The 26,111-nt window shown below is 38.8% G+C and carries 25 protein-coding genes; 19 read left to right on the top strand and 6 right to left on the bottom strand.

Annotation, left to right across the window (positions count from 1 at the left end; genetic code table 11):
* The 4 genes from AWW67_RS06575 to AWW67_RS06560 all read left to right on the top strand — a co-directional run bounded on the left by AWW67_RS06575 (nt 1) and on the right by AWW67_RS06560 (nt 1,316).
* Complete coding sequence (locus AWW67_RS06575; RefSeq protein ID WP_062300773.1) at nt 1-390, top strand: hypothetical protein; 390 nt, start codon at nt 1-3, stop codon at nt 388-390.
* 98 nt (nt 391-488) lie between these two features.
* A complete protein-coding gene (locus AWW67_RS06570) occupies nt 489-704 on the top strand; it encodes a hypothetical protein (protein ID WP_062300772.1) in 216 nt (71 codons plus the stop codon).
* Nucleotides 705-810: 106 nt separating this feature from the next.
* On the top strand, nt 811-1,053 hold the full coding sequence (locus AWW67_RS06565; RefSeq protein WP_062300771.1) for a hypothetical protein: 243 nt from the start codon (nt 811-813) through the stop codon (nt 1,051-1,053).
* Nucleotides 1,054-1,064: 11 nt separating this feature from the next.
* A complete protein-coding gene (locus tag AWW67_RS06560) occupies nt 1,065-1,316 on the top strand; it encodes a hypothetical protein (protein WP_062300770.1) in 252 nt (83 codons plus the stop codon).
* 112 nt (nt 1,317-1,428) lie between these two features.
* Here AWW67_RS06560 and AWW67_RS06555 read toward each other — a convergent pair whose 3' ends face one another.
* The 3 genes from AWW67_RS06555 to AWW67_RS18680 all read right to left on the bottom strand — a co-directional run bounded on the left by AWW67_RS06555 (nt 1,429) and on the right by AWW67_RS18680 (nt 3,754).
* Nucleotides 1,429-2,136, bottom strand: coding sequence for a hypothetical protein (locus tag AWW67_RS06555; protein ID WP_053222158.1), 708 nt, complete (start codon nt 2,134-2,136; stop codon nt 1,429-1,431).
* 270 nt (nt 2,137-2,406) lie between these two features.
* Nucleotides 2,407-2,559: a hypothetical protein gene (locus AWW67_RS18990; RefSeq protein ID WP_176700003.1), complete on the bottom strand. Its 153-nt coding sequence runs from the start codon at nt 2,557-2,559 to the stop codon at nt 2,407-2,409.
* A gap of 31 nt (nt 2,560-2,590) precedes the next feature.
* Nucleotides 2,591-3,754 (bottom strand): AbiH family protein, encoded by a 1,164-nt coding sequence (locus AWW67_RS18680; protein WP_260311403.1) that lies wholly within the window; start codon nt 3,752-3,754, stop codon nt 2,591-2,593.
* A 457-nt stretch (nt 3,755-4,211) separates the two neighbouring features.
* Here AWW67_RS18680 and AWW67_RS06545 point away from each other — a divergent pair, with 457 nt between their 5' ends.
* From AWW67_RS06545 to qatD, 5 genes are read left to right on the top strand one after another with little or no spacing between them, the layout of a single operon-like run.
* Nucleotides 4,212-4,607 (top strand): SH3 domain-containing protein, encoded by a 396-nt coding sequence (locus AWW67_RS06545; RefSeq protein ID WP_082793993.1) that lies wholly within the window; start codon nt 4,212-4,214, stop codon nt 4,605-4,607.
* Nucleotides 4,608-4,615: 8 nt separating this feature from the next.
* Nucleotides 4,616-6,490, top strand: a complete 1,875-nt coding sequence (locus AWW67_RS06540; protein ID WP_062300767.1) for a KAP family P-loop NTPase fold protein — start codon at nt 4,616-4,618, stop codon at nt 6,488-6,490.
* Nucleotides 6,491-6,493: 3 nt separating this feature from the next.
* Complete coding sequence (locus AWW67_RS06535; RefSeq protein ID WP_062300766.1) at nt 6,494-7,240, top strand: Qat anti-phage system associated protein QatB; 747 nt, start codon at nt 6,494-6,496, stop codon at nt 7,238-7,240.
* Complete coding sequence (qatC, locus tag AWW67_RS06530; RefSeq protein ID WP_062300765.1) at nt 7,230-8,609, top strand: Qat anti-phage system QueC-like protein QatC; 1,380 nt, start codon at nt 7,230-7,232, stop codon at nt 8,607-8,609. Before AWW67_RS06535 ends, qatC begins: the two co-directional genes overlap by 11 nt.
* A complete protein-coding gene (qatD, locus tag AWW67_RS06525) occupies nt 8,609-9,337 on the top strand; it encodes a Qat anti-phage system TatD family nuclease QatD (RefSeq protein WP_062300764.1) in 729 nt (242 codons plus the stop codon). Before qatC ends, qatD begins: the two co-directional genes overlap by 1 nt.
* Nucleotides 9,338-9,461: 124 nt before the next feature.
* On the opposite strand, the gene AWW67_RS06520 is transcribed toward qatD, so the two are convergent.
* Nucleotides 9,462-10,361, bottom strand: coding sequence for a nucleotidyl transferase AbiEii/AbiGii toxin family protein (locus AWW67_RS06520; RefSeq protein ID WP_062300763.1), 900 nt, complete (start codon nt 10,359-10,361; stop codon nt 9,462-9,464).
* Nucleotides 10,342-11,124, bottom strand: a complete 783-nt coding sequence (locus AWW67_RS06515) for a type IV toxin-antitoxin system AbiEi family antitoxin (protein WP_062300762.1) — start codon at nt 11,122-11,124, stop codon at nt 10,342-10,344. Before AWW67_RS06515 ends, AWW67_RS06520 begins: the two co-directional genes overlap by 20 nt.
* A 322-nt stretch (nt 11,125-11,446) precedes the next feature.
* On the opposite strand from AWW67_RS06515, the gene dinB reads away from it, so the two are divergent.
* The 6 genes from dinB to trhA all read left to right on the top strand — a co-directional run bounded on the left by dinB (nt 11,447) and on the right by trhA (nt 18,972).
* Entirely contained in the window at nt 11,447-12,658 is a 1,212-nt protein-coding gene (gene dinB, locus AWW67_RS06510; protein ID WP_062300761.1) for a DNA polymerase IV, read from the top strand.
* A gap of 24 nt (nt 12,659-12,682) precedes the next feature.
* On the top strand, nt 12,683-15,688 hold the full coding sequence (locus AWW67_RS06505) for a DNA polymerase III subunit alpha (RefSeq protein ID WP_062300760.1): 3,006 nt from the start codon (nt 12,683-12,685) through the stop codon (nt 15,686-15,688).
* 765 nt (nt 15,689-16,453) lie between these two features.
* Complete coding sequence (locus AWW67_RS06500) at nt 16,454-16,903, top strand: hypothetical protein (protein ID WP_062300759.1); 450 nt, start codon at nt 16,454-16,456, stop codon at nt 16,901-16,903.
* Nucleotides 16,903-17,304, top strand: a complete 402-nt coding sequence (locus tag AWW67_RS06495) for a hypothetical protein (RefSeq protein ID WP_062300758.1) — start codon at nt 16,903-16,905, stop codon at nt 17,302-17,304. Before AWW67_RS06500 ends, AWW67_RS06495 begins: the two co-directional genes overlap by 1 nt.
* Nucleotides 17,305-17,504: 200 nt before the next feature.
* Nucleotides 17,505-18,323: an ion transporter gene (locus tag AWW67_RS06490; protein ID WP_062300757.1), complete on the top strand. Its 819-nt coding sequence runs from the start codon at nt 17,505-17,507 to the stop codon at nt 18,321-18,323.
* Nucleotides 18,313-18,972 (top strand): PAQR family membrane homeostasis protein TrhA, encoded by a 660-nt coding sequence (trhA, locus tag AWW67_RS06485; RefSeq protein ID WP_062300756.1) that lies wholly within the window; start codon nt 18,313-18,315, stop codon nt 18,970-18,972. The genes AWW67_RS06490 and trhA overlap by 11 nt, the downstream gene beginning before the upstream one ends.
* Here the strand turns inward: trhA and AWW67_RS06480 are convergent.
* Nucleotides 18,969-19,511: a 2'-5' RNA ligase family protein gene (locus AWW67_RS06480; protein ID WP_053224003.1), complete on the bottom strand. Its 543-nt coding sequence runs from the start codon at nt 19,509-19,511 to the stop codon at nt 18,969-18,971. The two genes, trhA and AWW67_RS06480, sit on opposite strands and share 4 nt — an antisense overlap.
* A 154-nt stretch (nt 19,512-19,665) precedes the next feature.
* Here AWW67_RS06480 and AWW67_RS06475 point away from each other — a divergent pair, with 154 nt between their 5' ends.
* The 4 genes from AWW67_RS06475 to AWW67_RS06460 form a co-directional block, all read left to right on the top strand.
* Nucleotides 19,666-20,163: a hypothetical protein gene (locus tag AWW67_RS06475; protein ID WP_062300755.1), complete on the top strand. Its 498-nt coding sequence runs from the start codon at nt 19,666-19,668 to the stop codon at nt 20,161-20,163.
* 154 nt (nt 20,164-20,317) lie between these two features.
* Nucleotides 20,318-22,852 carry a M14 family metallopeptidase gene (locus tag AWW67_RS06470; RefSeq protein WP_062300754.1) on the top strand — a complete coding sequence of 845 codons (2,535 nt, stop codon included), beginning with the start codon at nt 20,318-20,320 and terminating at the stop codon, nt 22,850-22,852.
* Between the two features lie 138 nt (nt 22,853-22,990).
* Nucleotides 22,991-24,763, top strand: a complete 1,773-nt coding sequence (locus AWW67_RS06465) for a tetratricopeptide repeat protein (protein WP_062300753.1) — start codon at nt 22,991-22,993, stop codon at nt 24,761-24,763.
* A 134-nt stretch (nt 24,764-24,897) separates the two neighbouring features.
* Nucleotides 24,898-26,111, top strand: a 1,214-nt coding sequence (locus tag AWW67_RS06460; protein WP_221405252.1) for a hypothetical protein, incomplete at its 3' end; no start/stop codon positions are given.

Below are 26,111 nucleotides of genomic sequence, written 5' to 3'. Positions count from 1 at the left end.
ATGTACAATCAATATGGACAGTATGAAAATCCAGAGACTACTCTAAACGGTGGCGAATGGATAGGCAGCGGAATTGATTTTGTCTCCAATCTAATTGGAGGCAATCAAGCCAAAAAGCAATCTGAAAGAGAGATTGCAGCGCTCAGGATTCAGCAAGAAATAGCTCAACAAAATAATGCGGCCGCACTTGAGGCCGAAAGGTTGAGGATTCAAAGAGCACAGGTTGAAGCCTATACCCCAGGTATACAATCAAATGGAATGAGCAATGGTTTAAAAGCAACCTTGGTTATTTCAGCAGTAGCATTAGCAGCTTTGGGTACCGTTATGGTTGTAAAGGCCAAAAACGGTGAAGACAAATCACTCAATGGTTTGGTGAATACTTTAGAGTGATTCTTGTTGATTTGGGAGGGGCATCTTGGCGTAGATGCCCCTATTTTTTGCTTATTACTATTGGAGAACTCTTTAATGATTGTTCGTAAATTGTAGTAATGAACAAGATCAATTATCCGGTTACAAGAAGGAAGCTGGCCAATATTTATAATAGCGATAGAAGAACCCTTGCTTATTGGCTTGAAGAAATTGGGATTACCCACAAAAGGACACTAAGTCCTAAAGAACTTACCTCGTTTATTCATGAATACGGCCTACCTGATGATTACACCTGCCCAACATACGAGACGAATAGAGCCATTTTCAACGCATGAGAATAGGCGTTTGGTGCGTTTGTTAGGCCGTTTGGGCTATTGCGAACGCGGTACGCCAACGCGTTCACCCCGTTTGCGAACGGCATCGAACGCCTAAAACCTTCAAATGAAACGCTATAACATGAAGCAAAAAAGAACAATTAGGGTAGGTACTACACGCCAACAACTGGCCAAGCTTTACAATTGCGATGTAGATACGATTATCAATTGGCTCAAAGAAGTGGGTGTAAACCATCAAAAGAATCTTCAGGCAATTGAGTTGGCAGAATTTATTGCCAGTGTAGGGGTTCCAGATGTTGACGTAGAAATCAGAGTCCCATACCTCAAAACTTTACCTCTTACAACTTAAATTGAAATGATATGAAAGTAATATCTCCAGGAATCACTAAGGCAGAACTTGCCGATATGTATGGTGTATCTCTTAGAACGTTCAACGGCTGGCTGAAGGATGCTGATATAATAGAAAACACAGGGAAGAAGCAGAAAAAGCTAAATCCTAGGCAGCTGTACGAAATGGTAAAACAACTTTACCTACCAGTTGGGGTAACAATTTCCATAACTGAACCAGATTTTCTCGTGCGTGAAGTAGATGCCAATAACAAAAAGATGTAGTATTTGGGCGTTCTGGGTCGTTCGAAAACGCGTTGCACAATTAGATTCTACCCCGTTCGGGCGTTTGCGAACGCCTTGTAACCCCGTTTGTAAACGGGCAAACGCCCTGTTATCATAAAGCGAACGCCTTAACAAACCCCACATTTTGGCTGGCCAGTAACTCCTTATGCCTATCATCTGGGCACACCACCACATACTTACCCGGCTTATAGCTCTTGTAGAAGTTGATTTGCCTAAGCAGTGCCCCCACTGAAGGTATTTTGGTTTTTACTTCAAAGAATACTTCATCATCATTAAAGTATGAGAATAGATAGGGCAACGAATACTCTTCAATCTCTTTTTTTTGATTTGACCCTATTGGGATGCCTTTTATCATATAGCCCATATAGGAAAATGCAACATGCATGTCTATAAATCCGAGCGTGTATTTATCTCCAACCCTTCGTCCTTCTCTCTCAACCGTCATTTCCCATTTAACACTATGAGAAGTAATTAGTGGCCGCTCGATAGCCTGTTCCAAAATTTCTTTTCCAGTCCAATTCTGGAGTGAGTCAATTAGTTTTTGATGTTCCTCAAGCTTGTTTCCACTCCATTTTAATTGTTGAATCATTGGTGGTAATAGCCTTTGAAGTTCTTCCTTGGTTGAATTAACCATTCTCTCAACCTCCCAGCGTTCAAAAGGTGTATAGTAAAGGTTGTTGAGAACCTGGTCAATATTCTTCTGAAGCCAGATCATTATATTGTCGTGAGTACTAGAGTTGAGATCATTATCAAAAAATCCCAGCTGCTGAATGTGGGTTTGTGCTTTGGGTTCTGCCATAGTAATAGCCCGTTCGGGGGCGTTTGCAAACGGGGGTGCCTAATTTCGTGCCAAACCGAATTTTTGACTCATTAACTCCTTTCAGTTAAGGGGCATAGTTATTTGGCAGAAACTGCCTTTTTGAATGTTTTAAGCACTTATTGAATGGTTAAAAGCTGCGTTGTAACCGATTATTACCCCCGTTCGCTGGCGTTTGGCAGGGGCGTTTGCGCGTTTGCGAACGGGGGGTAATCCTTTAAAAAGAGCTTCAAGCAGGGTAATAGCCAAATACTAAGAACATGATTTAATAATGAATAGAATAATAACCACACCCATTATGAATGGACCTACTTTATCCCAAAAACCATCAGGTCTATTTCTTCTTGCTCTTTGCTCGTTACTTATTCCCCAATCGTAATCAATTTTATCATTAGCCTTTCCCATAGAGTTTTATTTATTAAGGTATATGTATTCATTATTTATCATCCCACTGAGGGCAGGGCGTTTTTGGATCAAATGGGAGAACTCTTTGCCTTAGCAGGTGTTTTTTATCTTTATTAAAATGCCTTGAAACATGCATATAAGTTTCAGTATAATGGTTGATATTCTTGTAGTGGAATATCTTGATGCGGTCACAGTTATCATGTTCGAATATTGTATTTAACAATACTCGATCTGTCATACCGCAACCATGGCCTACAATATCTATTTGGAATGGACCCATTTCGATAAAACTGAGTAATCGATGGTAATTATGTGTCTTGGAGTACTGAGTACTTTTAAAATGTCTAAGTACTTCATCTTCTTCTAATGACTCTAGTTGGTGATAATCATCATCCATTTCATCACCATAACCAAAAATGATTGGGTTATTTTGATTGTGATTGTCTAAATCCCCATGAATGTTGATTATGGATGTTTTCGGTTTATCAGGAGAATTATTCAACTGATAGACTCTTTCAGGTAAGGAAGTATAATTGAAATTAAGAATTAACTGGAACTCTGCCTGATTATTTCTATAATCAAGCCGCTCACCTTCCCTTTGGTGTATTCTGCCTTCGTAAAGATAATTTGAATGACCAGGAGTGCCTATTGAGGGAGAAATATTCAAAGTTTTTAGGTAACGAATAAACTCGGATTTGATCTTATTAAATTGATCATTAAGAATTTTTACTTCTTCAATTCGATTACTATGGAAATGGCCAGTAGTATCTTTACAAAGTTCCGTCAATCGTTTGTAATATGCTCGTTCGAAATTTATCCATCTGAATTGATTAGTGTCGCATAAAGCTCTCCAAAATAGATGGTTATTTTCGAAGAGTAAATTAGGATACGATCCATATTTTTCCTGTCTTAGGATTGGCAGTCCAGTATGTTGAGATGCGTCTGGGTTTGAACTCCAGAATCTGGTCATCATTCTATTAAATTGATTGAATTGGGATTTAACTAATATGTCCCAGTCAATGCTTTCCTCACTGTTAAATTGACTAACCACCCAACGAAATGCTGGTGCCTTATTTTTATCCAATAATGGACTCTTTTCCTGAAGATCGTCATCAAATAATTCCTTAACCAAAAAGGTCACGAAGTCTTCGAGACTTGTGGGTAGCTTATGGGATAGATCAAACCCATTACCCAAGAGAATAATTTTATTTTTTGGTATTGAGCTCAACGAAGTTTTTGTTTTAAGTTATGAAAATATATCAAATGGGGAGATAAAATGTTGAATAAAGAGTTGTTTTACTGATGGTTAAGTTAAAATATACCTATATATGGGTATTGTTTCTTATTAGACAAAAGACTTCATTTAATGAATTAATAACCAAAACATTTATATTATGCCAGTTAGACACATACCAACAAAAGAAGTACATAAAGGTACTAAAGGTGGAACTACCGGATGTGGAGTAAACACTAATACTCATTCATCTCATTGGGAGAATACTTCAGCTTCATTGACGTGCGATAAAAACGGATGCAAGAATTAAGCTTCAGTTAATTACTGAAGCTTTTTCTATTCTATACAGTCACCCCTATTCTCTCTTGCAGCCAATCTAAAATTGACCGCAATAAACTCTTATTTCAAATTTTCAAGTATGAAATTTATCATTGCTTTAGCTCTTTGCTTTATACACTGTGCCCTTATGGGCCAGAGCTATTATGTGTCTTCAAGCTCACTCAACTTAAGGGTTGGGCCAAGTATAGAATCAAAATCTATCCAAACCCTTTCGCAATACGACAATGTCACTATGCTAGAGGAATCAGGCGAGTGGTATAAAATTAAATTCGGTGACAAAACTGGATACGCTAGCAAGAGTTTTCTGAAAGAGGGTAAAGCAGTAACAAGCATTTCTTCTTATAGAATTGGCGCCACGTGTAAAGATGGAACGAGCTCTAGTGCTACTGGCCGCGGTGCATGTTCCCGTCATGGAGGAGTTTCTAGTTGGCGAACCAAGTCTACAAAGGTTCTTTTGAGGGTTGAAGGCAAATAACATTAGATATGTGGTCAGACAATGAAACTACGGAAGATCTCTTAGGCTATGATGTACATGCTAAGCTGATTACCGAAGTATTAGAAGATAACAACTTATTGCCAATCACTATTGGTGTATTTGGTGATTGGGGCAGTGGCAAATCTAGTATTCTTAAGATACTAACCAAGAATCTTGAAAATAAGGATGAGGGTACGTTTGTTCTTTATTTCAATGGTTGGCTCTTCGAGGGCTATGATGACGCTAAGGCAGCTCTTCTAGAGTCGATCTTGAAGGAATTTGAAGAAAATAAAAAGTTTGACAAAAAGGTCAGAGACAAAGCCTCTTCAATGATAAAGTCTGTCAATTGGCTTCGTATTGCTGGCTTGGGATTCAAAAATGTAGTTATTCCAGCTGCCACGGCATATGCCACCGGAGGAGTTTCTTTGATACCATATCTAACACAGAAATTGGGTAGCTTGAGCGCCTCCGACATTTCGGACAAACTGAAAGGAGATAAGCCTGAAGAATTTCTTAAATCACTTTTGAAGGACTCCCCAAATGAGGACTATGGAACTGTTCTTATTCGAGATTTTAGGGAAGAATTCAAAGAATTGATCGAGACTTCAAAGATAAAGAAGCTTATAGTTGTTATCGATGATTTGGACAGATGCACGACTGACAGAATTATTGAAAACTTGGAAGCAATTAAACTTTTCTTAAATGTTGACAATACTGCTTTTGTAATTGGTGCTGATCCAAGAATCGTACGACATGCCATACGTGCTAGATATCGATTAAATGATAATGAAGAAGGTGAGGTCAGAAACAATACTCGTATAGTTGATGACTATCTGGAGAAGTTAATACAAGTACCATATTCATTGCCCAAGCTCTCTGACTCTGAAGTAGAGACATATATTTCCCTTTTAATCTCAAAGAGAGAATTGGAGCCAAAAAGCTTCGAGAAGGTTCTTGTCTCTTTTAAGGATTTTAGATCAAAAAATAGGTATGGAGTCTTTGGCCTGGTCAACTTAAAGCCCATCGTGACTAATGAGGAATATGAGCAATTAAAATCAAGCCTAGGATCTATTCCCGCTCTAGCCCCAATAATCACACAAAGTCTTTATGGCAATCCCCGTCAGATAAAGCGATTTTTAAACACCTTCACTTTAAGAAATAAGCTGTCCAAAATTGCATCTATTTCAGGCTTTAATGAGGCTGTTTTGGCCAAATTAATGATTCTTGAATACACTGAAATAGATCTTTTTAGACAACTCTATGATTGGCAGTCTACTCAGGAAGGTAAGTCAGTTCAGCTTCAAGAATTAGAGAAAAAAACGCTGGATGTTAGTTTTTCTGAGGCAAAGGAAGCCATTAATTCAGGTTATAAGTTATGGGCTAAAGATAAGGTTATAAAGTGGTTGAAAGTCGAACCTTACTTCAGCGAAGTTGATTTAAGGGATTATTTCTGGCTTTCAAGAGACAATGTAGCATCTACTATCACAGGGGCAAGTCTTATTTCACCGATTGTAAAAATGGTGTATCAGAAACTAGATCAGGAAAATATTAGTGCCTCCGTTTCTAGAAAGATAATTGGAGATGAAATAAAACCAATGATAGACCATGAACTTGAACAGTTCCTTGACTTTGCAATCAATTCAATTAAAAAACAGCCTGACAGTCACCGAGCGCATGAAATATTCATCCTTCTTATGGAAGAAGGTATACCTGGAAGTATAGGGTTGTATAGAGAGCTTCTAAATGTAATGAGTCCTGCAAAGATGCCAGCCGCTATTGGTTCAAGTTTGTCAGAGTTTAAATCTCATCCTGATTTAGGTGAGCCACTTACTAAGTTCTTTTCAAATTCAAAAGGAAAAGCAGCCAAAGCATTTAATCTATAAATTATGGGTACTTCAAAGTCATATCGAGCTAGAGTTAAAGGGCAGCCTCAATGGGGCGATCTGAGTAGTTCAGTAACCAGAAGTTGTACTACCGGTGAAATTGCAGAAAGAAATATTGGCTCAATTTTAAGCAAGTTTGTCAATGTGGTTGGGGGAGCATCAAATGCAGGCAGAGGCAAATCCAAAATAGCCGGGCAGGGAGGAGCAAGATCAGCTCAAAAGTTAGGTAGCTTTTTAGGAGGCTTTTCGTCATCCGGAGGAGATTTAACACAAGCTCTTGCAGATACTGGGTTAACTGATCTAACCGGTAAATCAGCGGAAGACATAATTAACCATCTGATTGACTATTGTAGCGGCTCTGCCAGATCGATAGATGACAAAGCAGCTAAAGAGGCAACGAGAAAATTACTTGAGAAAATTGCTGAGGACGCAAAGACACCAGATGAATTGGAAGAAGCCCTGAAAGCTACTCTGGAGGAGAGTTCTTTAGAAGAGGTAGTTATTGATTATTTTGGACATTATGTGTTTGAGCATCTCTCTGTAATGTTCTATGAAAAGTTAGTGGAAGAGAAAGGTAAAGCAGAATGTTCAAACTTATTCGGTCAAATAAAGAAATTCATTGATAACAGACTTACAAAAATGAACAAGACTAATCCATTGAATAAGGTGGATTGGGGCTCTAGTGATGGGGAAAGAATAATTTTTAATATCCAAGAAGACGTCTTAAAGGTATTTGGGGATGATGATTAAAATTAAAGTAGAAGCTTCCACTCCTATTGTAAAAGGGCAGTTTGGGGATGTTAAAATTTCATATTTGGAAGATGGTGTAGAAACTAAAGCAAGTCTATCCTTTCCTGATTTTGAAAGATTATATGACTTTACGAAAGAGACAGATTCAATAGAGTTCGATCTGTTTTTGATCTCTTCCATAATATATGCAGTTGATGATTTGTTTGCCCGAAAGGTATGGTCATTCAATGGATGGACTAGAGATTTTGAATTAGAGATTCCAGTGCGGCACACTAACAAATGGGCCTCAGTCAAATCGGAATTTGAAGATATGCTAAGTTTCTTAACTGGAGATTTGTGGACCCTGACATTTAAACCTCTACTTGTTTCTAATTTATACCTGGAGCGAACTAATCGAAGAAAGAAATACATCCCAGTCTTTGACTATGATCAATATAAGTTCGCAAGTCTTTTTTCAGGTGGCTTAGATTCATTAATGGGAGTAATAAATGAGCTAAAGAAGTTAGGTAACAAAGAAAAGGGAGTTTTAATATCACATTTTGATTCCACTTACTCTGGACCTAAGACAGATCAAGACCAGATTCTAAGCAAATTTGCAAAACATTACCCCGGTAGATATGAGCATATAAGAACTAGAGTCAAAGTTGAAAGTAAGCTTTCGACTGGAAAGACAGTTTCGAGAGATCTTAACCAAAGAAGCCGTTCATTATTATTTATTAGCCTGGGTTTATATCTAATAAGGAAAATGCCAAAAGTAAATGAACTTATAATTCCGGAAAATGGCACCATTTCTCTTAACCACCCTCTTACTCCTTCCAGATCCAGTTCACTAAGTACTAGAACCACCCACCCTTTCTTTCTTAGCTCTCTTGAAAATATTCTCCTAACGGTTGGAGTCACTACGAGACTCTTCAATCCTTTCGAGTTTATGACAAAGGGTAGTATGGTTGATAAATCCTCAGATAAGACTGTTTTGATGTCAACTTATAAGGATTCAAAGTCGTGTGGGAAAAGAGGCCATAAGTATCATTGGGATAATAGGGAAGCGGGACAATGTGGTGTTTGTATGCCCTGTATTTACCGAAGAGCTGCCCTTCATGCAAAATTCTGGGATAATGAAGATTTTGGAATTGATCTGCTAAAGGCGACAGCCTTTGATAAACTTAGGCCAGACATCAAAGCACTATTTGATTTTCTCAAGACAGATTTAGATAATGGTAAAATTAAGAGGAATCTCTTAGTAGATGGAAATATTGAGCAGTCCAAACTAGATGTTTATGCGGATGTAGTAGTGAATTCCAGGAAGGAAATCATTAAATGGATTTCGGATAAAGGCAATTCGAAATTAAAAAAGCATCTTGGCCTTTAATGATAGATACCCATTGTCACATTGACTTATACCCAAACCCTGAACGACTGCTCAAAAAAATAGATAGAGCTCAAATTACCGTTATTGGGATGACTAATTTACCTAGTCATTTTGAAATGGGCTTTAGATATGTTAGACCATACAAGAAAATCCGATTGGCGTTAGGTATGCATCCGCTTCATGCAGATCAACACCAGCATGAGTTTGATGGTTTTCTGAGATTATTGCAGTACACTTCTTATATTGGTGAAGTTGGTCTGGACTTTTCGTATGAAGGAATTAGAACTAAGGACATTCAAATAGCTAGCTTCAAAAGAATCCTGAATAGCATCAGTGGTGAGAGAAAAATACTAAGCATACACTCTAGAAAGGCTGAGAGTCAGGTCTATGAACTCTTAATTGACCATAATATTCAATCGGCAATCTTCCATTGGTATAGTGGTCCGTTAAAATTAATTGATAAAATATCAGAGAGTGGGTTTTATTTTTCAATCAATCCTGCCATGATAAAGAGTAGGAACGGACAAAAAATAGTTGAAAGAATTCCTCTTGAAAATGTATTAACAGAAACTGATGGGCCTTTCATCGAGAATGATGGTGTACCTATTGAACCGGAAAATGTGAGTCTTGTTTTGGACTATTTGGCCAGCACATGGAAGTGTTCTATTGATCAAGCTGAAAAAGTAGTCGATAGAAACTTTAGTAAGCTGATAAATTATATTCGTTAGATTATGAGCCCTTTTTTAATACATCTATCTTTATTATTAAGGAGAGAAATAGAAATTGGCTAATTGGTAATTCAATCAGCATAGCCACGATTCAAAATTCTAAATAAACGCAGAATTAGTTTTGCTATGATAACGCAGAAAAAAGAATACTGTATTGTTCTTGATGCTTCTCAGCGCTATCTGTTTTCAATTTTATCAGATTCTGCAATTTCCACTGGACTGAAGGAAAACGTTCAAAGTTGTATATACTCCAGTCTGGTTCAGCATTACTAATGCTTAAAAGAAACTCCTTGTCCTTGTCTTCTAAGTTGCTCTGAACAGTTTTTATCAATTCTAGTCTCGTTGCCTCATATTCTTGATAAGTGAATGGGTCAATGGTCATTCCTTCAAATTGATTAATAAACGCCTGGCTTTGGTCGAGTAGGTTTGGGCTTAAAAGCTCATGAATAGGTCGATTGCTACTAAGTATGCAAAGGATCAAGCCTATTTTGATCTCTTCGGTAAGACCTTCGTTTTCCAATAACAATTGGACATCAAACAAATCTCTGGGATGTTGCCTGTCAAGGGCAGCGCAGATTTTTCCGCCATAAAGCTGACCTAGAGAAACTACTTGCATAGCACAAAAAGCATCGAATTCTTCCTGAGCACTATTACATAAAACCAGCTTGGCAGGAGGCTCTAGTAGTCCTCGATTCGTTTGATTAACCTCTATCTTGATTTGAACACCTCGATTGACAACCTGAAGCTTTGAAATATCTTTTTGGAACTGAATATCTGCTGAAGGTAAAATATTCGTAATGTTTCCCTTTATGCGTAATAGGGCTTCGGCAATTCCTTTGAGGGATGTATTTCTATCTTCAATAGGGATGTAAGTGAGGTCTATATCTACCGAAAGACGGGGCATGTCTCTTACAAAAAGGTTGATGGCCGTGCCTCCATGGAGTGCAAAATATTCTTCTTTGGCCACTTCAGGAAGTACTTGAAGCAGTAGTGAAACCTGAGATTTATAGAGTGCTTCCGCCATTACTTTCCAATGCTTTAGGTACTGTGATTTTGTATTTGCTTACATAAGCACCATTTTCTACAAGACTTCTTTTTCCGTGCCCTAGATCTATTTTCTCAAGGTTCAAGTACTCAAACCAGCTGTGCTTTGCTTTTTCGGCCATGTAGAGAAATAACCGCTTTACTTTTACGGATGTACAACTTTCCAAAAGTTCTTGCACTTGGCCAGGCCTTAGATTGTTTAAAGGCTCAAATAATTCATAGCATTCTGTAAAGTCCTCATTGTTTGAGCTTAGGTAAAGGCATTCCATTAAAGCTCTAGCTGGACTGGATATTTTTATAGTGAACTCTTTGACCTGAAATTCAGTGAGCCCTAAGGTACTATCTAAAAACTTGGTAGAGAAGTATTCTATCTGGGTTCCCCAATTATGCTGAATGAACCAAGTGGGTAAGTTTTCTCCTTTGGTTCCAAATAGGTAAACCCTTTTACTTGAAAGCTCTAAATAATGGGCTTTGCCTTGCATAGCTAAGGCAGACTTGCCTCCAAAGTGAGTTGATAACCCCAGTTGAGTTTGAAGGGAATAGAGAGCGCCTGATATATTTACATGGTCGCCTGTGCGTATCATGGCCCCAGATCCTATGGACTCTAACCATTGACTTTCTCGATACCTTCTCTGGAGGTCGAAGCTATATCCTTTACTTACAAGCCAAGAGGCAAGAAGTACAGTTCCTCTAGGTTGTATTTTAAGAAGTTGGTTTATTTTAGATGTATTAACAGTACTCACAGTACGAATATATGATTTATTTTAAACCAACGCTATTAAGTGGTTTATAAAAATATACAGAACAGTACTTATAGTACGACTATTGATGTCAAAATAAACCAACCACTCTTCTTCCAAGTAGAGTATTCTTATTTAAGATTTTGGTAAAAAACTTAAATAAGGAAGAGTGTTATTTAACATTTTGATAAACCAACAATATAGGTATCACGCTCTCTCATAACTAATAACCCTTAACCAATTTAGTATTTCCAATCATAAAATCTAATAATTTTAGTTAACTAAAATTATTAGATTTGCGTTAGCTTTTGGAAAGACTACTGAATTGGAAAAAACGATCCTTCATCTCGATCTGGATACATTTTTTGTGTCTGTTGAACGCCTGCTCGATAATAGACTTATTGGCAAGCCTGTGCTTATTGGCGGGGTTACCGATCGCGGGGTAGTGGCGGCTTGTAGTTACGAGGCGCGGGCTTATGGTGTGCATTCGGCCATGCCCATGAAACGAGCCAAAGAGCTTTGTCCCGATGCCATCCAAATCCGTGGTAATTCCGCTACTTATACCAATTATTCCGAGGACGTAACCAACATCATAAAAGAGACAGTACCGCTTTACGAAAAATCATCTATCGATGAGTTTTATGCTGACCTAACAGGTTTAGATAAGTTTTACAATAGCTATACCATGGCTTCGGAACTACGTAAACGGATTATTAAAGAAACCGGGCTTCCTATTTCTTTTGGTTTATCGAAGAATAAAACCATTTCTAAAATAGCTACAGGCGAAGCAAAGCCCAACAATCAAATTAAGGTAGAGTTGGGCACAGAAGTACCCTTTATTGCTCCGCTTTCCATCAGTAAAATCCCGATGGTGGGTGAAAAAACTCAACAAACCCTATACAGTTTGGGAGTAAAGCAAATCAAGACCATTCAGGAAATGCCCATGGAGCTGATGGAAAAAGTGCTGGGCAAAAATGGGGTGAGTATTTGGAAGAAGGCCCAAGCGCTAGACAATTCGCCAGTGATGCCTTACAACGAACGAAAGTCAATTTCTACCGAAAGAACTTTTGACCGAGACACTATTGATGTGGTTAAACTTAAAGGCATACTGCTGGCCATGGCCGAAAATCTTGCTTTTCAGTTACGCAGGGGGCAAAAACTCACCTCTTGCGTTACTGTCAAAGTCCGCTATTCTGATTTCAATACTTATACGCTTCAGTCTCGAATTCCATATACCTCTGCAGATCATGTGTTGATTGCGAAGGTATTGGAGTTGTTTAATAAACTCTACCATAAACGACTTTTGGTCAGACTGATTGGAGTCCGCTTTAGTCATTTGGTGGAAGGAAGTTACCAGATCAACCTTTTTGAAGATATAGAAGAGCAACTCAATCTGTACCATGCCATGGACAAAATGCGCGATAAATATGGTGATAGAGTGGTAATGCGCGCAGCTGGAATGGAAGCTAGAACCATCAGTCGTTTCAACCCTTTTAATGGAGAGCCACCTCCGCTGTTACCGAACAGGAGACAATAGTCTATCACTGAAAATTGGTTTAATATGTACCTCAACACCCATTCCTATTTTAGCTTTAAATACGGCACTATAAAACCTGCCGAACTGCTTGCTCAAATGCAGAAGGCTGGAGTGCGTACTTTTGCATTAACGGATATTAATAGCACGGCTACCAGTCTCAATTTTGTACGAATAGCATCTAAACATAACATTAAACCAGTTTTGGGAATTGATTTCAGAAATGGAGCCGACCAGCTGTTTGTAGCCATTGCCAAAAACAATGAGGGGTTTAAAGAACTCAATGATTACCTCTCTCAGTTTCTTCATTCGGGTGAATGTATTCCAGATCGTTCTCCAGCTTTTCAGCATGCTTTTGTGGTGTACCCTTTTCAGAAATATACCCATTTTCAGCTTCGCGAAGATGAATTTATTGGTATAAAGCCAGCCGATTTAATTAAGCTGGTTTATCCACCACACCAGATGGAAAAGACCAAACTGGTGATGTTGCCAACGGCTACATTCAGAAGTAAAATTGATAAAGAAACGGGGGAAAGGGTTGTTCTGAAAAAGGACTTTAATGCCCATCGTTTGTTGCGGGCGATAGACAACAATACACTGCTGAGCAAGCTGCCTAAGACAGAAGAAGGCAGCGCAGAGGATTTCATTCGACCAGTGGGTGAGTTGAGGAAACTGTATCGCGATCATCCTTATATGATTACCAATACCGAAAAGCTATTGGATGAATGCAGTGTCCATTTTGATTTCGAAGGGGAAAATCTGAATAAAAATCAACGCACTTATTGCGGTAGTCCCGAGGCGGATTATCAAATGTTGGAGAGGCTTTGTAATGAAGGTTTTGATTACCGCTACCCACAGTCGACCCAGAAAATTCTAGATCGTATTCAAACGGAATTAGAGGTGATCAAGCAACAGGGTTTTATGTCTTATTTTTTAATCAATTGGCGCATTTGTCAGTATGCCCGAAGCAAAGGCTATTTCTATGTAGGTAGAGGCAGTGGAGCCAACTCTGTAGTGGCCTATTTGCTGCGCATTACCGATGTAGACCCCATAGAACTCGACCTTTATTTCGAGCGTTTTATAAATCTTTATAGAAAAAATCCACCTGATTTCGATATTGATTTCTCCTGGAAAGATAGAGAAGACATTACCAACTTCATTTTTTCAGAATTTAAGAATGTTAGCTTATTGGCTGCTTATAGTACTTTTCAGTTTAGGGCCATTGTGCGTGAACTGGGCAAAGTACTCGGTGTGCCTCCGCACGAAATAGATCATATCCAGTCGGCTAAAGTGGAGGACTTGGACGAGCTACATTTACTGGTTTTGCGTTATGGAAATTACATTGAAAATTTCCCCAGTCACCTGAGTATTCATGCGGGCGGAATTCTGATTTCAGAAAAACCCATCCATTATTATACCGCTACCTATCTTCCCCCCAAGGGTTTTCCTACCACCCATTTCGATATGGTTGTGGCTGAAGATGTGGGCCTATATAAATTCGATATTCTGAGCCAGCGCGGTTTGGGAAAAATCAAGGAGAGCTTGTCAATTATTTCCAAAAACCATCCTGACGACCCGCATTTCGATATTCATAATATTGCTCAGTTTAAAAAAGATCCAAAAATCAAGGCCATGCTGCGCGAAGGGCAGGCGATCGGTTGCTTTTATGTAGAATCGCCCGCCATGCGCATGCTACTCAAAAAACTGAGGGTGGAAGAGTACCTGGGCCTGGTGGCGGCCAGTTCGGTCATTCGGCCTGGGGTGGCTAAATCGGGCATGATGCGCCAATATATTCTGCGTTTTCGTGAACCCGAAAAACGGAAAGAAGCTCACCCCACCATGTTGAGCATTATGCCCGAAACCTTTGGCGTAATGGTGTATCAGGAAGATGTAATTAAAGTGGCGCATTACTTTGCCGACCTTACTTTGGCCGAGGCCGATGTATTGCGCAGGGGCATGTCGGGGAAATATCGTTCACGTGAGGAGTTTCAAAGCGTTCGTGATAAGTATTTTGAAAACTGTGCGGCTAAAGGGCATTCTCATCAGTTGGCAGCAGAAATATGGCGGCAAATTGAAAGCTTTGCGGGCTATGCTTTTGCCAAAGGGCATTCGGCCAGTTATGCTGTAGAAAGTTACCAAAGCCTTTTTCTGAAAGCCTATTATCCGCTGGAATACATGGTAGCAACCATGAACAACGGGGGTGGTTTCTATAGTGTGGAGTTGTATGCGCACGAGGCTTTTATGCACGGAGCCGATATTCAAGCGCCTTGTGTAAATCAAAGCGAACAACTCTGTACCATTTATGGTAACACCATTTTTATGGGCTTGGCATTTATTGGTGCGTTAGAACAAAATACGGTACAGGAAGTGCTCACAGAAAGGCAAAAGAACGGAGTATTTATGAGCTTCGATCACTTCTTGAAAAGGGTACAGATTTCACTCGATCAGCTAAGCTTGCTTATCCGAATCAATGCTTTTCGTTTTACGGGCTACACCAAAAAGGAATTGCTTTGGGAGGCTTACCTTAAGTTAGGTCAGCAGAAAAAAACCAAACCCGCCAAAATGCTTTTCGACCCAGAAGTAAAACACTATAAATTACCTGAACTCAACTATGATCTGTTGGAAGATGCTTTTGATCAAATTGAATTACTTGGCTTTCCGCTTTGCAACCCTTTCCATTTATTAAAAGAGCAGCCAGAAAACGAGGTGATGGTAAGAGAAATGGAGCAACATAAAAACAAGCTGGTAAAAATGGTGGGCTACTTAATCCACGTAAAAAGCACCACCACTTCGGGCGGAAAACGAATGCAGTTTGGGACATGGATTGACTGGGAAGGCCACTTTATAGACAGTACCCACTTTCCTCCAGTTGCAGCAAAGTATCCTTTCAGAGGAAAAGGTATTTATGAAATTACAGGCAAAGTGGTAGAAGAGTTTGATTTTTTCAGTCTGGAAGTGGTAGCTATGCAAAAGCTTCCATTTATCCATGACCCTCGCTTAGCATTGGCCTCAAGACATGCGAGTAATGGATAATCCTTGTGGAAAATCTACCCAACCTCCTACATTTTGTTTCGACAGCTCCAGAAAATAGCTAAGCATATACAGCTTAGTTTAAGCTCGTGTTATTGATCAGTTTATAAAAACGTACAGAACAGTACCTATAATAAGGTTTTTAATGAAAAAATAAACCAATCATTACTGTTGCCATTGTAGTTACTCTAACACCTATTAATTTGTTACCCATAATGTTACCCAACTTTCTTATATTTAACTGTTAGTCAATCGGTTGATAACTCTTGTCGGGATCACTTTTAACAATAACTAACAAGTATAAACAAGAGATAAGCCACTGAAAAACAGTGGCTTATTTGCTGTTATCGCGTGTTAGTTCTCTTGTCCTGTCTTGTTAGTCCCCGTAAATTGTTATCCAAAATGTTATACAAATTATGGGAGTCTCTTTTAAGCCAATTTTCAATCGAAACTATTAATGAACCACAAGGAATACGATAACTAAAGATAAAGAGGAGTCCTTAAGTTGGAATCTCCTGATTTTCCTTCATATGAGGGTTTTGAAGTAGAGATCAGGTATTGTAAAGTCTGTGGTAATTGTTGTTGGGATGGGTGCGTGAAGATGTGTGGGTGTAAGGTTTAGTGTCAAAGTAGCGCGGCTTAGTTTTTGTTAAACTATTTTTCACACCTTGACGTTGTAGCTGTTCAAAGTAAGGGCTTAATTGTTTAAGCCTCTTAACTATTGATTGTAGATATTATATACTTATATTTCAGGCAGCTTAGGACAGTATGGAAACTTTAGAGTTTAGAACTAGAATAGAAGAAACGTTTGAAGAAGTGCGTTCTTTCTCATTTAGAGAAAAGAAAGAGCAGAGTGTTGACGGATTTTTAGATGCTATTTTGGATGTTAAGAGAAGGCTAAAGGAAAAATCAGATAAGATTATTGACATCTCAGAGAGAATGGAGGGCATAACTTGGTTTTCAGGTTTAGATAATGATAATCTAATACGTATAAATGATTTGATTTCATCTGCCAAAGACGCCCACTCTACTTTAATAAGACAGTATGTTTCTTTAAATCATTTGAAAGCAAAGGGTATCGCAAAAAAAGAAATCAAAAACTTCAAGTATTCTATAGATACTTTAAAGGAGGCATATGAAGATTTGGAGTCTGTCTTTTTTTTCTTACCGGAAGTGCCTGATTTTGTTGAAACTACAAAGAAGCTGTCCTTGATATAATGAAAATTTTGTGTCTTGAAGATTTCAAAGTTGAGTTTGAAAAGCTCAAGGACAAAAAATCTTACAAAGACTTAGAAAAGTTGCTGATAGACTATTTTTTCAATAAGTCTGTCGATGAATTGATGTCTGGTACAAGGCTTAATAATTCAGAAAACACACCATATATAAAGAAAAGGTTGAGTGGTAGCGGTGGCTATAGAGCTTACTTTCTGTTGTTAATAAAAGATGAACAGCTTATTCTGATGTTTGTCCATCCTAAAACTGGCTCAGTCGGTTCTCCAAACATAACTGATGAATCAAAGGCTTATCTGTATAAGAAAGTGCTTTCGACTATTGAATCAAATGATCTTTACGAGTTAAAACTAAATGATAAGAAAAATCAGATAGTGTTTAGCAAGTGAGGTGACAAACTCAGGTACAATAGATGAAACAGGTGGTACGAACGGTGGTACAATAGCTCTAACATTAAACAAGAAGAGATCGTAATTTTGGCTTTGACAAATCAGCAGCCTAAGCTTTAACTAAACTTCAGTAGCACGATACCCAAATCTTGTAAAGAATATCTTCAAGTTCTTTCTACAAATAATTATTACTTTTGAGTATGACCAAAAGTATTCGGCAACGACTCTATATCATAATTTTTGAAGCAGATACTCCCGCTGGAAAAGCCTTTGATGTGGCCTTACTTTGGGCTATCGTAATCAGTGTTTTAGCTGTAATATTAGAAAGCGTAAAATCGCTTAACGAGCATTATGGTCAGTTTTTTAAAATAGTAGAGTGGGTACTCACCATAGGTTTCTCTATTGAGTTTATACTACGCTTGTACGTTTCTGAAACCCCCAAAAAGTACGCTTTTAGTTTTTACGGAATTATTGATTTACTGGCAGTATTACCGGCTTATATCAGCTTGGTTTTTACAGGAACTCAATACCTACTTATTATTCGTGCATTAAGATTGCTGAGGGTGTTCAGAATTTTAAAACTAGGCCGCTTTGTGGGTGAAGGCGAGCAATTGGCTAGGGCTTTAAAGGCCAGTAGGCATAAAATTACAGTGTTTTTAGGTTCGGTACTTACGGTAGTAATGATTACCGGAACGGCCATGTATATGATTGAAGGAGGCGAAAACGGCTTTACCAGTATTCCAGTTAGTATGTATTGGGCCATTGTAACACTTACTACGGTAGGCTATGGCGATATTGCCCCGCAAACTGTAATTGGTCAGTCATTGGCTTCGTTTATTATGATTATGGGTTATGCAATTATAGCCGTACCTACAGGTATTGTAACCGCAGAACTGACTAAAGACAACGCTGAAAGAAAAAAAGTAAAGTGTCCGAATTGCCATCAATCGGGGCATGACGCAATTGCGCACTACTGCAAATTTTGTGGCACTGCGTTAATACTTCCAGATGAAAAATAAGCAAAAATTAGAAGCATACTCTGCCGAAGAAGAATTGGCTAACGCATGGACGCACGGAATTGGGGCTGTTTTAGCGATTGTTGGGACGGTATTCTTATTATTCAAAACCCCAGCAAATGCTACTGAAAAACAAGTTGGATTCTTAGTGTTTGGCCTAAGCATGGTTTTGCTTTATGTTGCTTCAACGGCTTATCACAGCGTTAAATCCCAACAGCGAAAATCATTATATAAGAAACTAGACCACATTGCCATTTACTTTCTCATTGCTGGTACTTTTACCCCTTTTTGCTGGGTGGTGCTTCGCGAAGAGGCCTTGGGGGTGAATGTGCTAATCGCTGTGTGGGCAATTGCTTTTGCAGGCACCATTTTCAAGATTTTCTTTACTGGAAAGCTCGAAGTGCTTTCTCTCATTTCTTATTTGGGAATGGGCTGGTTGGGCTTCATGCTATTCTCGCGTTTGTCAGAGTTGATTTCTACAGAAGCTGTAAACCTGATGCTTTATGGCGGATTGTGCTACACGGGGGGCGTGGTTTTTTACCTAATGCGTAAACTGAAATACCATCATGCCATTTGGCACATTTTTGTTATGGGCGGAACCGCATTTCATTTTGCAGCAGTCTATTTGTTCGTGCTTCCCTTCGGGAATTAATTTTCAGCCTTGAAAACAAATTCGTGAAACGGATGCCACTGTTTGCCGTCATGTTTTAATAGCCAAAAAGAATTGACTTCGATTTCGCCCTCAAAGCTTTTGTGCTCAAATTCGGGCCAAGCTTTATAAAAACCTTCCTTCTTTAAATCTCGAAAAGCCACGGTTATGTGCGGATGAAAGCCACGGTTATGTGTGGGGTTAAAAAGCTTCATTTCGCGCCAAGTAAAGCGGGTAAGTTGCTCTTGAAATGCACTTAATTCGGCACAAGTTTTATTTTTAATGAAAACAGCTTTCGGGGGGAAAGCTCCAAAACCATCCAGTTCAATTTTAAATGAATTTACATTAGTTGTCTGTGCAAGTAAATCAATCAGTTGAGCTTCTTTTTTTGCTTTCCATAAAAAAGGCATGTGTAATGTAAGGTGCGCTGGCGACCGCAATGCTCCCTTACTTCCATAAGCTTCCACAAAATACTGTTTGACTTTCATGATTTCAGAAGCCAAAGGTTCGGTGGGAAGAATAGCGATGAAGTAGCGGTTCACAGTTGTGGGTTTAGTATTCAAAATTAGGTTTACTTTTTTTGAACAAGAGTCTTTGGGCGTAATAATTCTTTCTTAAAAGAAGAGAGGTGTCAAAGTACAATTTTAAGGTTTATGGCATAACCTTTGGTAACGACTGCTTAAATTTGAACCCTTTATGCAAGCACCAAAATACTTTTTAGCCATACTACTTTCTTTTACCTTTTTAATGGGTTGTAAAGACGATGATGACTCCCCAAAAATTAAGTTCTCAGCAGAACAACTAAAAATGGTATATGGCGACTCTCAAAAGTCATGGAGAGTGACTGCTCATTATGATAATTATGCCTATACTCAATTTAGTGCTTTTAATGATTGTTATAAGGATGACATCTATACTTTTAAGGCAGAAACCGAAGAGGTAGAGGTTACATTAGGCAGTTTGGGCTGTTATTGGGCGTCCCCAGATGAACAGGTAGCCACGGTCTCTTACTTCTATGTTGAAGATGAAGGACGGTTTTACCTAGAACATGGAAGGGGTGAGGGGAGTGGAGTTCATTTTGCATCTAAATTCTTTATTCTTGAATTAGAAGAAATAAGCGAAACGCGTTTGTTATTTGCCGCTGGCGAAAAAGGAAGGTATTCAAAGGCTCTAATTTTAGAAACTGTTAACTGAGAATTGGCTTATAATATGGCCAAACAATAAGAGAAGCCAACCTTATTATGAGTTATAGAAAGGAGGTTTCTTAATTTTGATTTTACCAATCAGGAAAATCAAGTTTGGCAAGAAATTAATTAGCCGTAAATTCCTCGCTGTTAACTCTACATTTATGAAAAGAACACTCCTCTGCCTGTGCCTTTTGGCATTCACACTTTTTCAAACCCAAGCGCAATCGCTTAAAAGCCCTGATGAATTTTTGGGCTACAAATTGGGTACACGATTTACACCTAATTATAAAGTGGTAGACTACTATGAGTATGTTACCAATCAACTGAGCAATGCAAAAATTCATCAGTACGGCCAAACCAATGAGCTGCGTCCTTTGGTTGCCGCAATTGTATCGTCTCAAGAAAATATCGATAACTGGGAAACCATTCGTACCGATAACCTGAAAAGAGCAAAGCTGATGGAAGGCGAGCCTTCTGGGAAGAAAATCGGGATTGTATGGTTAAGTTATAACGTGCATGGCAACGAAGCGAACTCTACAGAAACGGCCATGAAAACGCTTTATGAAATTGCAAGGCCAGACAATACAACCTCAAGAGAGTGGTTGAAAAATACGGTGGTGATTTTTGATCCTTGCATCAACCCTGATGGTCGTGACCGTTACTCTAACTGGATCAATCAGGTAGCAGGAACTACGCCCAATCCAAATCCAGAGGCTGCCGAACACAACGAGCCTTGGCCAGGAGGAAGAGCAAACCATTATTTGTTTGATTTGAACAGAGACTGGGCTTGGCAAACTCAAGTAGAATCTCAGCAGCGTATGAAATTCTACAATACTATAATGCCGCATATTCATGTGGATTTTCATGAGCAGGGTAGCAATAGCCCTTATTATTTCGCGCCAGCTGCAGAGCCAGTTCACGATCAGGTAACGCAATGGCAAAGAGATTTTCAAGACATTATTGGTAAAAACCACGCCAAGTATTTTGACGAAAACGGTTGGTTATTCTTTACTAAAGAAAGCTTCGATATGCTGTACCCAAGTTATGGTGACTCTTATCCGATGTTCAACGGAGCTATTGGAATGACTTATGAGCAAGGTAGCAGCGATTTGGCCATTCTTACAGATGAGGGCGACACCTTGAAACTAGAAGATGCAATTGCGCACCACTATACTACTGGAATGTCTACGGTAGAAACGGCTTCTAAATACAGCGAAAAAATGGTGGATGAGTTTGCTAACTTCTTTAATAAATCAGTAAACAACCCTAAAGCCAAGTATAAAACTTATATCGTAAGAGGAACGAACCACCCAGACAAACTTAAAAAGTTGACTGACTTTTTAGATAACCAGCAAATTGTTTATGGCATTGGTTCTTCTAGCAAGGCTGTGTCTTCATTTAATTACCTAACAGGTAAAACGGATAATGCTGGTGTTCAGAATGGTGATATTATCATTAGTGCTTTTCAACCTAAAGCAGTTTTGGTTCAGGCATTTTTCGAACCAAATACTTTTGCCAGTACTTCCGATACCTATGACATTACCGCTTGGGCTGTGCCATACATGATGGGATTAGACGCCTATGCTACTGAAACCAAAATGGACGTAAAGCCAGCTAAGTACTCTAAACCACAAGGTCAGGTAAACGTAGGCAGCAAACCAGCCGCTTATTTATTGAAGTGGGAGACTTTAGAGGATGCTAAGTTCTTAGGGCATTTACTTAAAAACGACATTAAATTAAGATTTGCAGAAGAGCCGTTTTCAGTAGCAGGCAACTCTTATGCACCTGGAACGCTAATCATTACCAGAAAAGGAAACATGCACATGGGCAGTAAGTTTGACAACATTGTGAAAAATGCCGCAAAAACTTACGACAGAAATCTTACTTCTACCCCAACTACTTTTGTGGAAACGGGTAAAGATTTTGGTTCGAATGGAGTGAAATTTTTGGATGCGCCTAAAATCTTGGTATTAAGAGGAGATGGTGCTTCTTCACTTGGTTTTGGTGAGTTTTGGTATTTTATGGAACAAGAGTTGAACTACCCAATCACTATGGTAGATGTAAACGACTTCGGGCGTATTAACCTCGACAACTACAATACTTTGGTATTGCCAAGTGGTTCTTACGGAAGTGCTTTGGGCGGTAGCCGAATGGATGACGTGAAAAGTTGGGTACGCGGAGGAGGAAAGATCATCGCTATCGAACGTTCAATAAACACTTTTGCAGGAAAAGATGGTTTCAGCTTAAAAACTTATGCCAGCGATTCTGACGAGAAGGATGCCAATAAGAAAACGGATGAACAAAAGGAAAAAGAGGCATTAACACCTTATGCCGATAGAGGTGATCTTTTCGCAAGCTCTCGTTTACCGGGCGCAATTTTTAAATTGAAAGTGGACAATACTCATCCACTTGCTTTCGGATATCCTGATTACTACTTCACCTTAAAAAACAACAGCAGCCGTTATGCTTACTTAGCTGGTGGGGGTAATGTTGGAATTATTGAAGGAGTTGACTCTTACGTTAGCGGAGTAGCTGGAGATAAGGCCAAAGAAAGACTAGCCAAATCTGTAGTCTTCGGTGTTGAAAGCTATGGTAGAGGTTCTATAGTTTACATGGCCGATAACCCACTTTTCCGTGCCTTCTGGCAAAACGGAAAGCTGTTCGTTGCCAACTCAATTTTCTTTGTAGGGCAGTAAACGCCATAAAACATTAACAGGCCCCATTGCTCAATAAAGCATTAGGGCTTTTGTTTGAGATCAAAATAAAATAAGGTGTCTCTCAAATTATTATTTTGACTGCGATAGACTTATCGTTAATTTCGGAATCTTTAAAGCATGTTGAGAGCAACTATATATTGGATAATATCCTTTTCACTTCTATCTCTAAACCTTTTTTCACAACAGGCTAGAATTGATAGTATAAGAAAGCAAATTCCGTTACTTGATGGTAATGAGAAAATCGATGCCATAAACAGTCTTACCCGAGGCTTGATGTATAATACCCCAGATGAAGCAATGGATTTGTCCAATCAAGCGATCCAGTTGTCCGAAGAAACAGACTATCCAGAGGGAAAAGTAATGGCTTGGATCAATCAGGGAGTGATTTTCAACCAGAGATCTTCATTTCAAGAGGCCAAGGATATTCTAAACAAAGCAAAGACTACTTCAGAAGCTCTTGATTTTCAATATGGATTGGCATATTCCAATTTAAGCTTAGTAGCCATCAACATAAGAGAGAATAATTATGACAAAGCGATAGAGTTATCTTTTGCTGGAATCGCGGCTGCTAGAAAGATCAACAATGTTGACTTAGAAGTATCAAACCTTATTAATATCGCTTCTGTTAAGCAAATTTTAAAAGACTATTCTAGTGCGGAAGAGTTTCTCTTAGAGGCCAAGAAATTGGTAGAAGACCACCCAGAAATTCCAAAGATTAGGTTGGGTCAAATTAATGGTAATCTAGGCATAATCAACACTACAAATCTTGATTATGGAATTGCATTAGAGTATTACAAGGAGGCCTTAGTCGTTTTTGAGTCTACAGAATCCCAAGCTCAAGTTGCCAATGTGCTGATGAATATTGGATATGCTTATGCGCAACTGAAAGATTTTCCCAATGCAAACAAGTATTATGATAGAGCCGAAAAGATATGGATTCAATTGAATAATCAACGCAGTCAGGCTTTTGTATTTAAAAATAGAAGTGAAATGCTGATTGAAATGGCTGATTTTCAGTCAGCAATTGACTATTTAAATAAAGCACTTGAAAAGGAGGTGTTTTTGGATTTAGCCCTGAGAAGTCAAATCTATGACTTGCTATTTAAAGCACATGAATCATTGGCCATCTACGATAAGGCCTTGAATTATTTTAAACTTCATGTGGCTCTTAAAGATTCAATCGCTAGCAAATTGACTAAACAGGAGGTTGAACAAATGACAAAACAATTTGAGTTTGAGAAAATAAAGAGTCAACAAGAAATTAGTCTTCAACAATTCGAAATAGAGCATCTTAAAGTGATAAAAAGTAGGCAAGTAATTTTTGTAATATCAATTATTCTGTTGCTACTGGTTATTTGGTCAATGTGGAATCGCAACAAGTTGAAATTGAAACTTTTGATAAATGAAAAAGAGAAGCTTTTGGTACAGCAAGAGGTAATGCTCAATCAACATAATTATGAATCCGAAAAGGATAAATTGGTGATTTATGCGAAAGGGCTATTGTCGAAAAACGAAAATCTAGAGAAAAATATAATTGAATTAGAAGATAAGCTACAAGCTGACGAACACAATAGTCCTGATATCAATGACCTTATATCAAAAATGCACAATGCGATCAATGGAGATAGAGACTGGGCAGCTTTTGTAATGTACTTCGAAGCGGTTTATCCCAATTTTTTCTCATTGATTGAAAATCATAAGAAAATCAAATTAACCACCAGCGAACAAAGGATATTGGCGCTTCTAAAAATCAACCTTTCCAATAAGGAAATTGCTGCATTGCTCAATATTTCGAGTGACAGCGTTATTAGGTCGAAGTACCGACTTAAACAGAAATTAGGATTTGTGGATAGCAAAGAAATGCTCGTTTTTTTATCGAATTTGGCGTAGTCTGCTATTTGTCTAGTTTTCTCGTCCGCCTATTGTCCACCTGTAGGCTAACTGTCATCACCTTACATTCTGCTTAATTGTCTTCTCTTTATATGTCATAGTGACTATACAGCATTTTAACTTTCAAGAAGACCATGCTTACTGCTCGTTTAAGTCGGAGAACATTTTCCCTAATCGTATTTTTCTTTCTATCACTACTATCAACATTTCATCTTTCTGCTCAAACACTCGATGCCACGTTTAGTGTTGAGCCAGGTGAATTAGGTAATTATAGATTAAAGATGGTGTTGAATCAACCAGCTACCTTTCAGTTTTCTGGAAACTACTCAAATGTTCAAAACTCTTTTAGTGTTATTGTTAAAAATTTGTACAACTCTGCTCCTACAAAGGGCGGAGTTGGAACTGCCACTGGGCTTTCTTACACAACGTCAGGAGGTAAATCAGGTAGTGTAACTTTAATGGGGACTTACGCTGCTACATATGGTCCATTTATCCATACAACTGATGATGTAATAGTATTCTCTTTGGCGCCTTCTACTACAATTGCGTCTGGAGAAACACTGACTATTCCAGCTGGTACTGTTATTCAAAGTTTACCAGGTAATTATGGGGCTGGTCAAACCTTTAATGCTGGGCCGTATACAGCAATAATAGCGAATAGTGCTTTTAGCGGTGTAGGAGCTACAATGATAGCCACTCCTTCATCCAACAATGCCCCAACCATTGGAGGCACCACTGCTGGGCAGAACGTAAATGACAATGCAACCATTTCTCCTTTTTCGGGAATAACCATTGCAGATGCTGATGGGGATAATTTAACGGCAACAATTACTTTAGATGATAATGCCAAAGGTGTAATTACAGGAGCCTCTTCAGGTTCAGGCCCATACACAATTTCAAGCCGTAGTCCTGCAGCCATGCAAACAGCCTTAAGAGCTTTGGTGTTTAACCCAACTGACAACAGAACAACTACTTCAGAAACAACCACCTTTACAGTGGTTGTTAATGATGGAACAGATACAGACACAGACAATACTACCACTGTAATTGCTAGTGCGGTTGCGCCAACGGTTACAAGCGTAAATTCATCTACGAACAATGGCGCTTACAAAGTAGGTGATGCAGTAGCGGTAACGGTTACATTTTCGGAGTTGGTTACGGTAACAGGTATACCTCAAATAACATTAGAAACAGGAGCAACAGATAGAGCAGCAGACTACACTTCAGGCTCAGGTTCGAATACATTGACCTTCAATTACACAGTACAATCAGGCGATGTTAGTGCTGACTTAGATTACGTTGCAACCAATTCATTAACATTGAATGGAGGAACGATAAAAGATGGAGC

The organism is Roseivirga seohaensis (assembly GCF_001592945.1).
GTDB lineage: Bacteria > Bacteroidota > Bacteroidia > Cytophagales > Cyclobacteriaceae > Roseivirga > Roseivirga seohaensis.
The sequence above is the reverse complement of the archived record's forward strand: the minus strand, read 5'-3'. Positions and strand labels throughout refer to the sequence as shown.

Coding starts and splice junctions, on each gene's coding strand:
- trhA (WP_062300756.1), top strand. CDS start 18,313: ATGAAAAATAAGCAAAAATTAGAAGCATACTCTGCCGAAGAAGAATTG.
- AWW67_RS06465 (WP_062300753.1), top strand. CDS start 22,991: ATGTTGAGAGCAACTATATATTGGATAATATCCTTTTCACTTCTATCT.
- AWW67_RS06575 (WP_062300773.1), top strand. CDS start 1: ATGTACAATCAATATGGACAGTATGAAAATCCAGAGACTACTCTAAAC.
- AWW67_RS06545 (WP_082793993.1), top strand. CDS start 4,212: ATGAAATTTATCATTGCTTTAGCTCTTTGCTTTATACACTGTGCCCTT.
- AWW67_RS06560 (WP_062300770.1), top strand. CDS start 1,065: ATGAAAGTAATATCTCCAGGAATCACTAAGGCAGAACTTGCCGATATG.
- AWW67_RS06555 (WP_053222158.1), bottom strand. CDS start 2,136: ATGGCAGAACCCAAAGCACAAACCCACATTCAGCAGCTGGGATTTTTT.
- AWW67_RS06540 (WP_062300767.1), top strand. CDS start 4,616: ATGTGGTCAGACAATGAAACTACGGAAGATCTCTTAGGCTATGATGTA.
- AWW67_RS06505 (WP_062300760.1), top strand. CDS start 12,683: ATGTACCTCAACACCCATTCCTATTTTAGCTTTAAATACGGCACTATA.
- AWW67_RS18990 (WP_176700003.1), bottom strand. CDS start 2,559: ATGGGAAAGGCTAATGATAAAATTGATTACGATTGGGGAATAAGTAAC.
- AWW67_RS06535 (WP_062300766.1), top strand. CDS start 6,494: ATGGGTACTTCAAAGTCATATCGAGCTAGAGTTAAAGGGCAGCCTCAA.
- AWW67_RS06470 (WP_062300754.1), top strand. CDS start 20,318: ATGAAAAGAACACTCCTCTGCCTGTGCCTTTTGGCATTCACACTTTTT.
- AWW67_RS06495 (WP_062300758.1), top strand. CDS start 16,903: ATGAAAATTTTGTGTCTTGAAGATTTCAAAGTTGAGTTTGAAAAGCTC.
- AWW67_RS06475 (WP_062300755.1), top strand. CDS start 19,666: ATGCAAGCACCAAAATACTTTTTAGCCATACTACTTTCTTTTACCTTT.
- AWW67_RS06490 (WP_062300757.1), top strand. CDS start 17,505: ATGACCAAAAGTATTCGGCAACGACTCTATATCATAATTTTTGAAGCA.
- qatD (WP_062300764.1), top strand. CDS start 8,609: ATGATAGATACCCATTGTCACATTGACTTATACCCAAACCCTGAACGA.
- AWW67_RS06565 (WP_062300771.1), top strand. CDS start 811: ATGAAACGCTATAACATGAAGCAAAAAAGAACAATTAGGGTAGGTACT.
- AWW67_RS06520 (WP_062300763.1), bottom strand. CDS start 10,361: ATGGCGGAAGCACTCTATAAATCTCAGGTTTCACTACTGCTTCAAGTA.
- qatC (WP_062300765.1), top strand. CDS start 7,230: ATGATGATTAAAATTAAAGTAGAAGCTTCCACTCCTATTGTAAAAGGG.
- AWW67_RS06500 (WP_062300759.1), top strand. CDS start 16,454: ATGGAAACTTTAGAGTTTAGAACTAGAATAGAAGAAACGTTTGAAGAA.
- AWW67_RS06570 (WP_062300772.1), top strand. CDS start 489: ATGAACAAGATCAATTATCCGGTTACAAGAAGGAAGCTGGCCAATATT.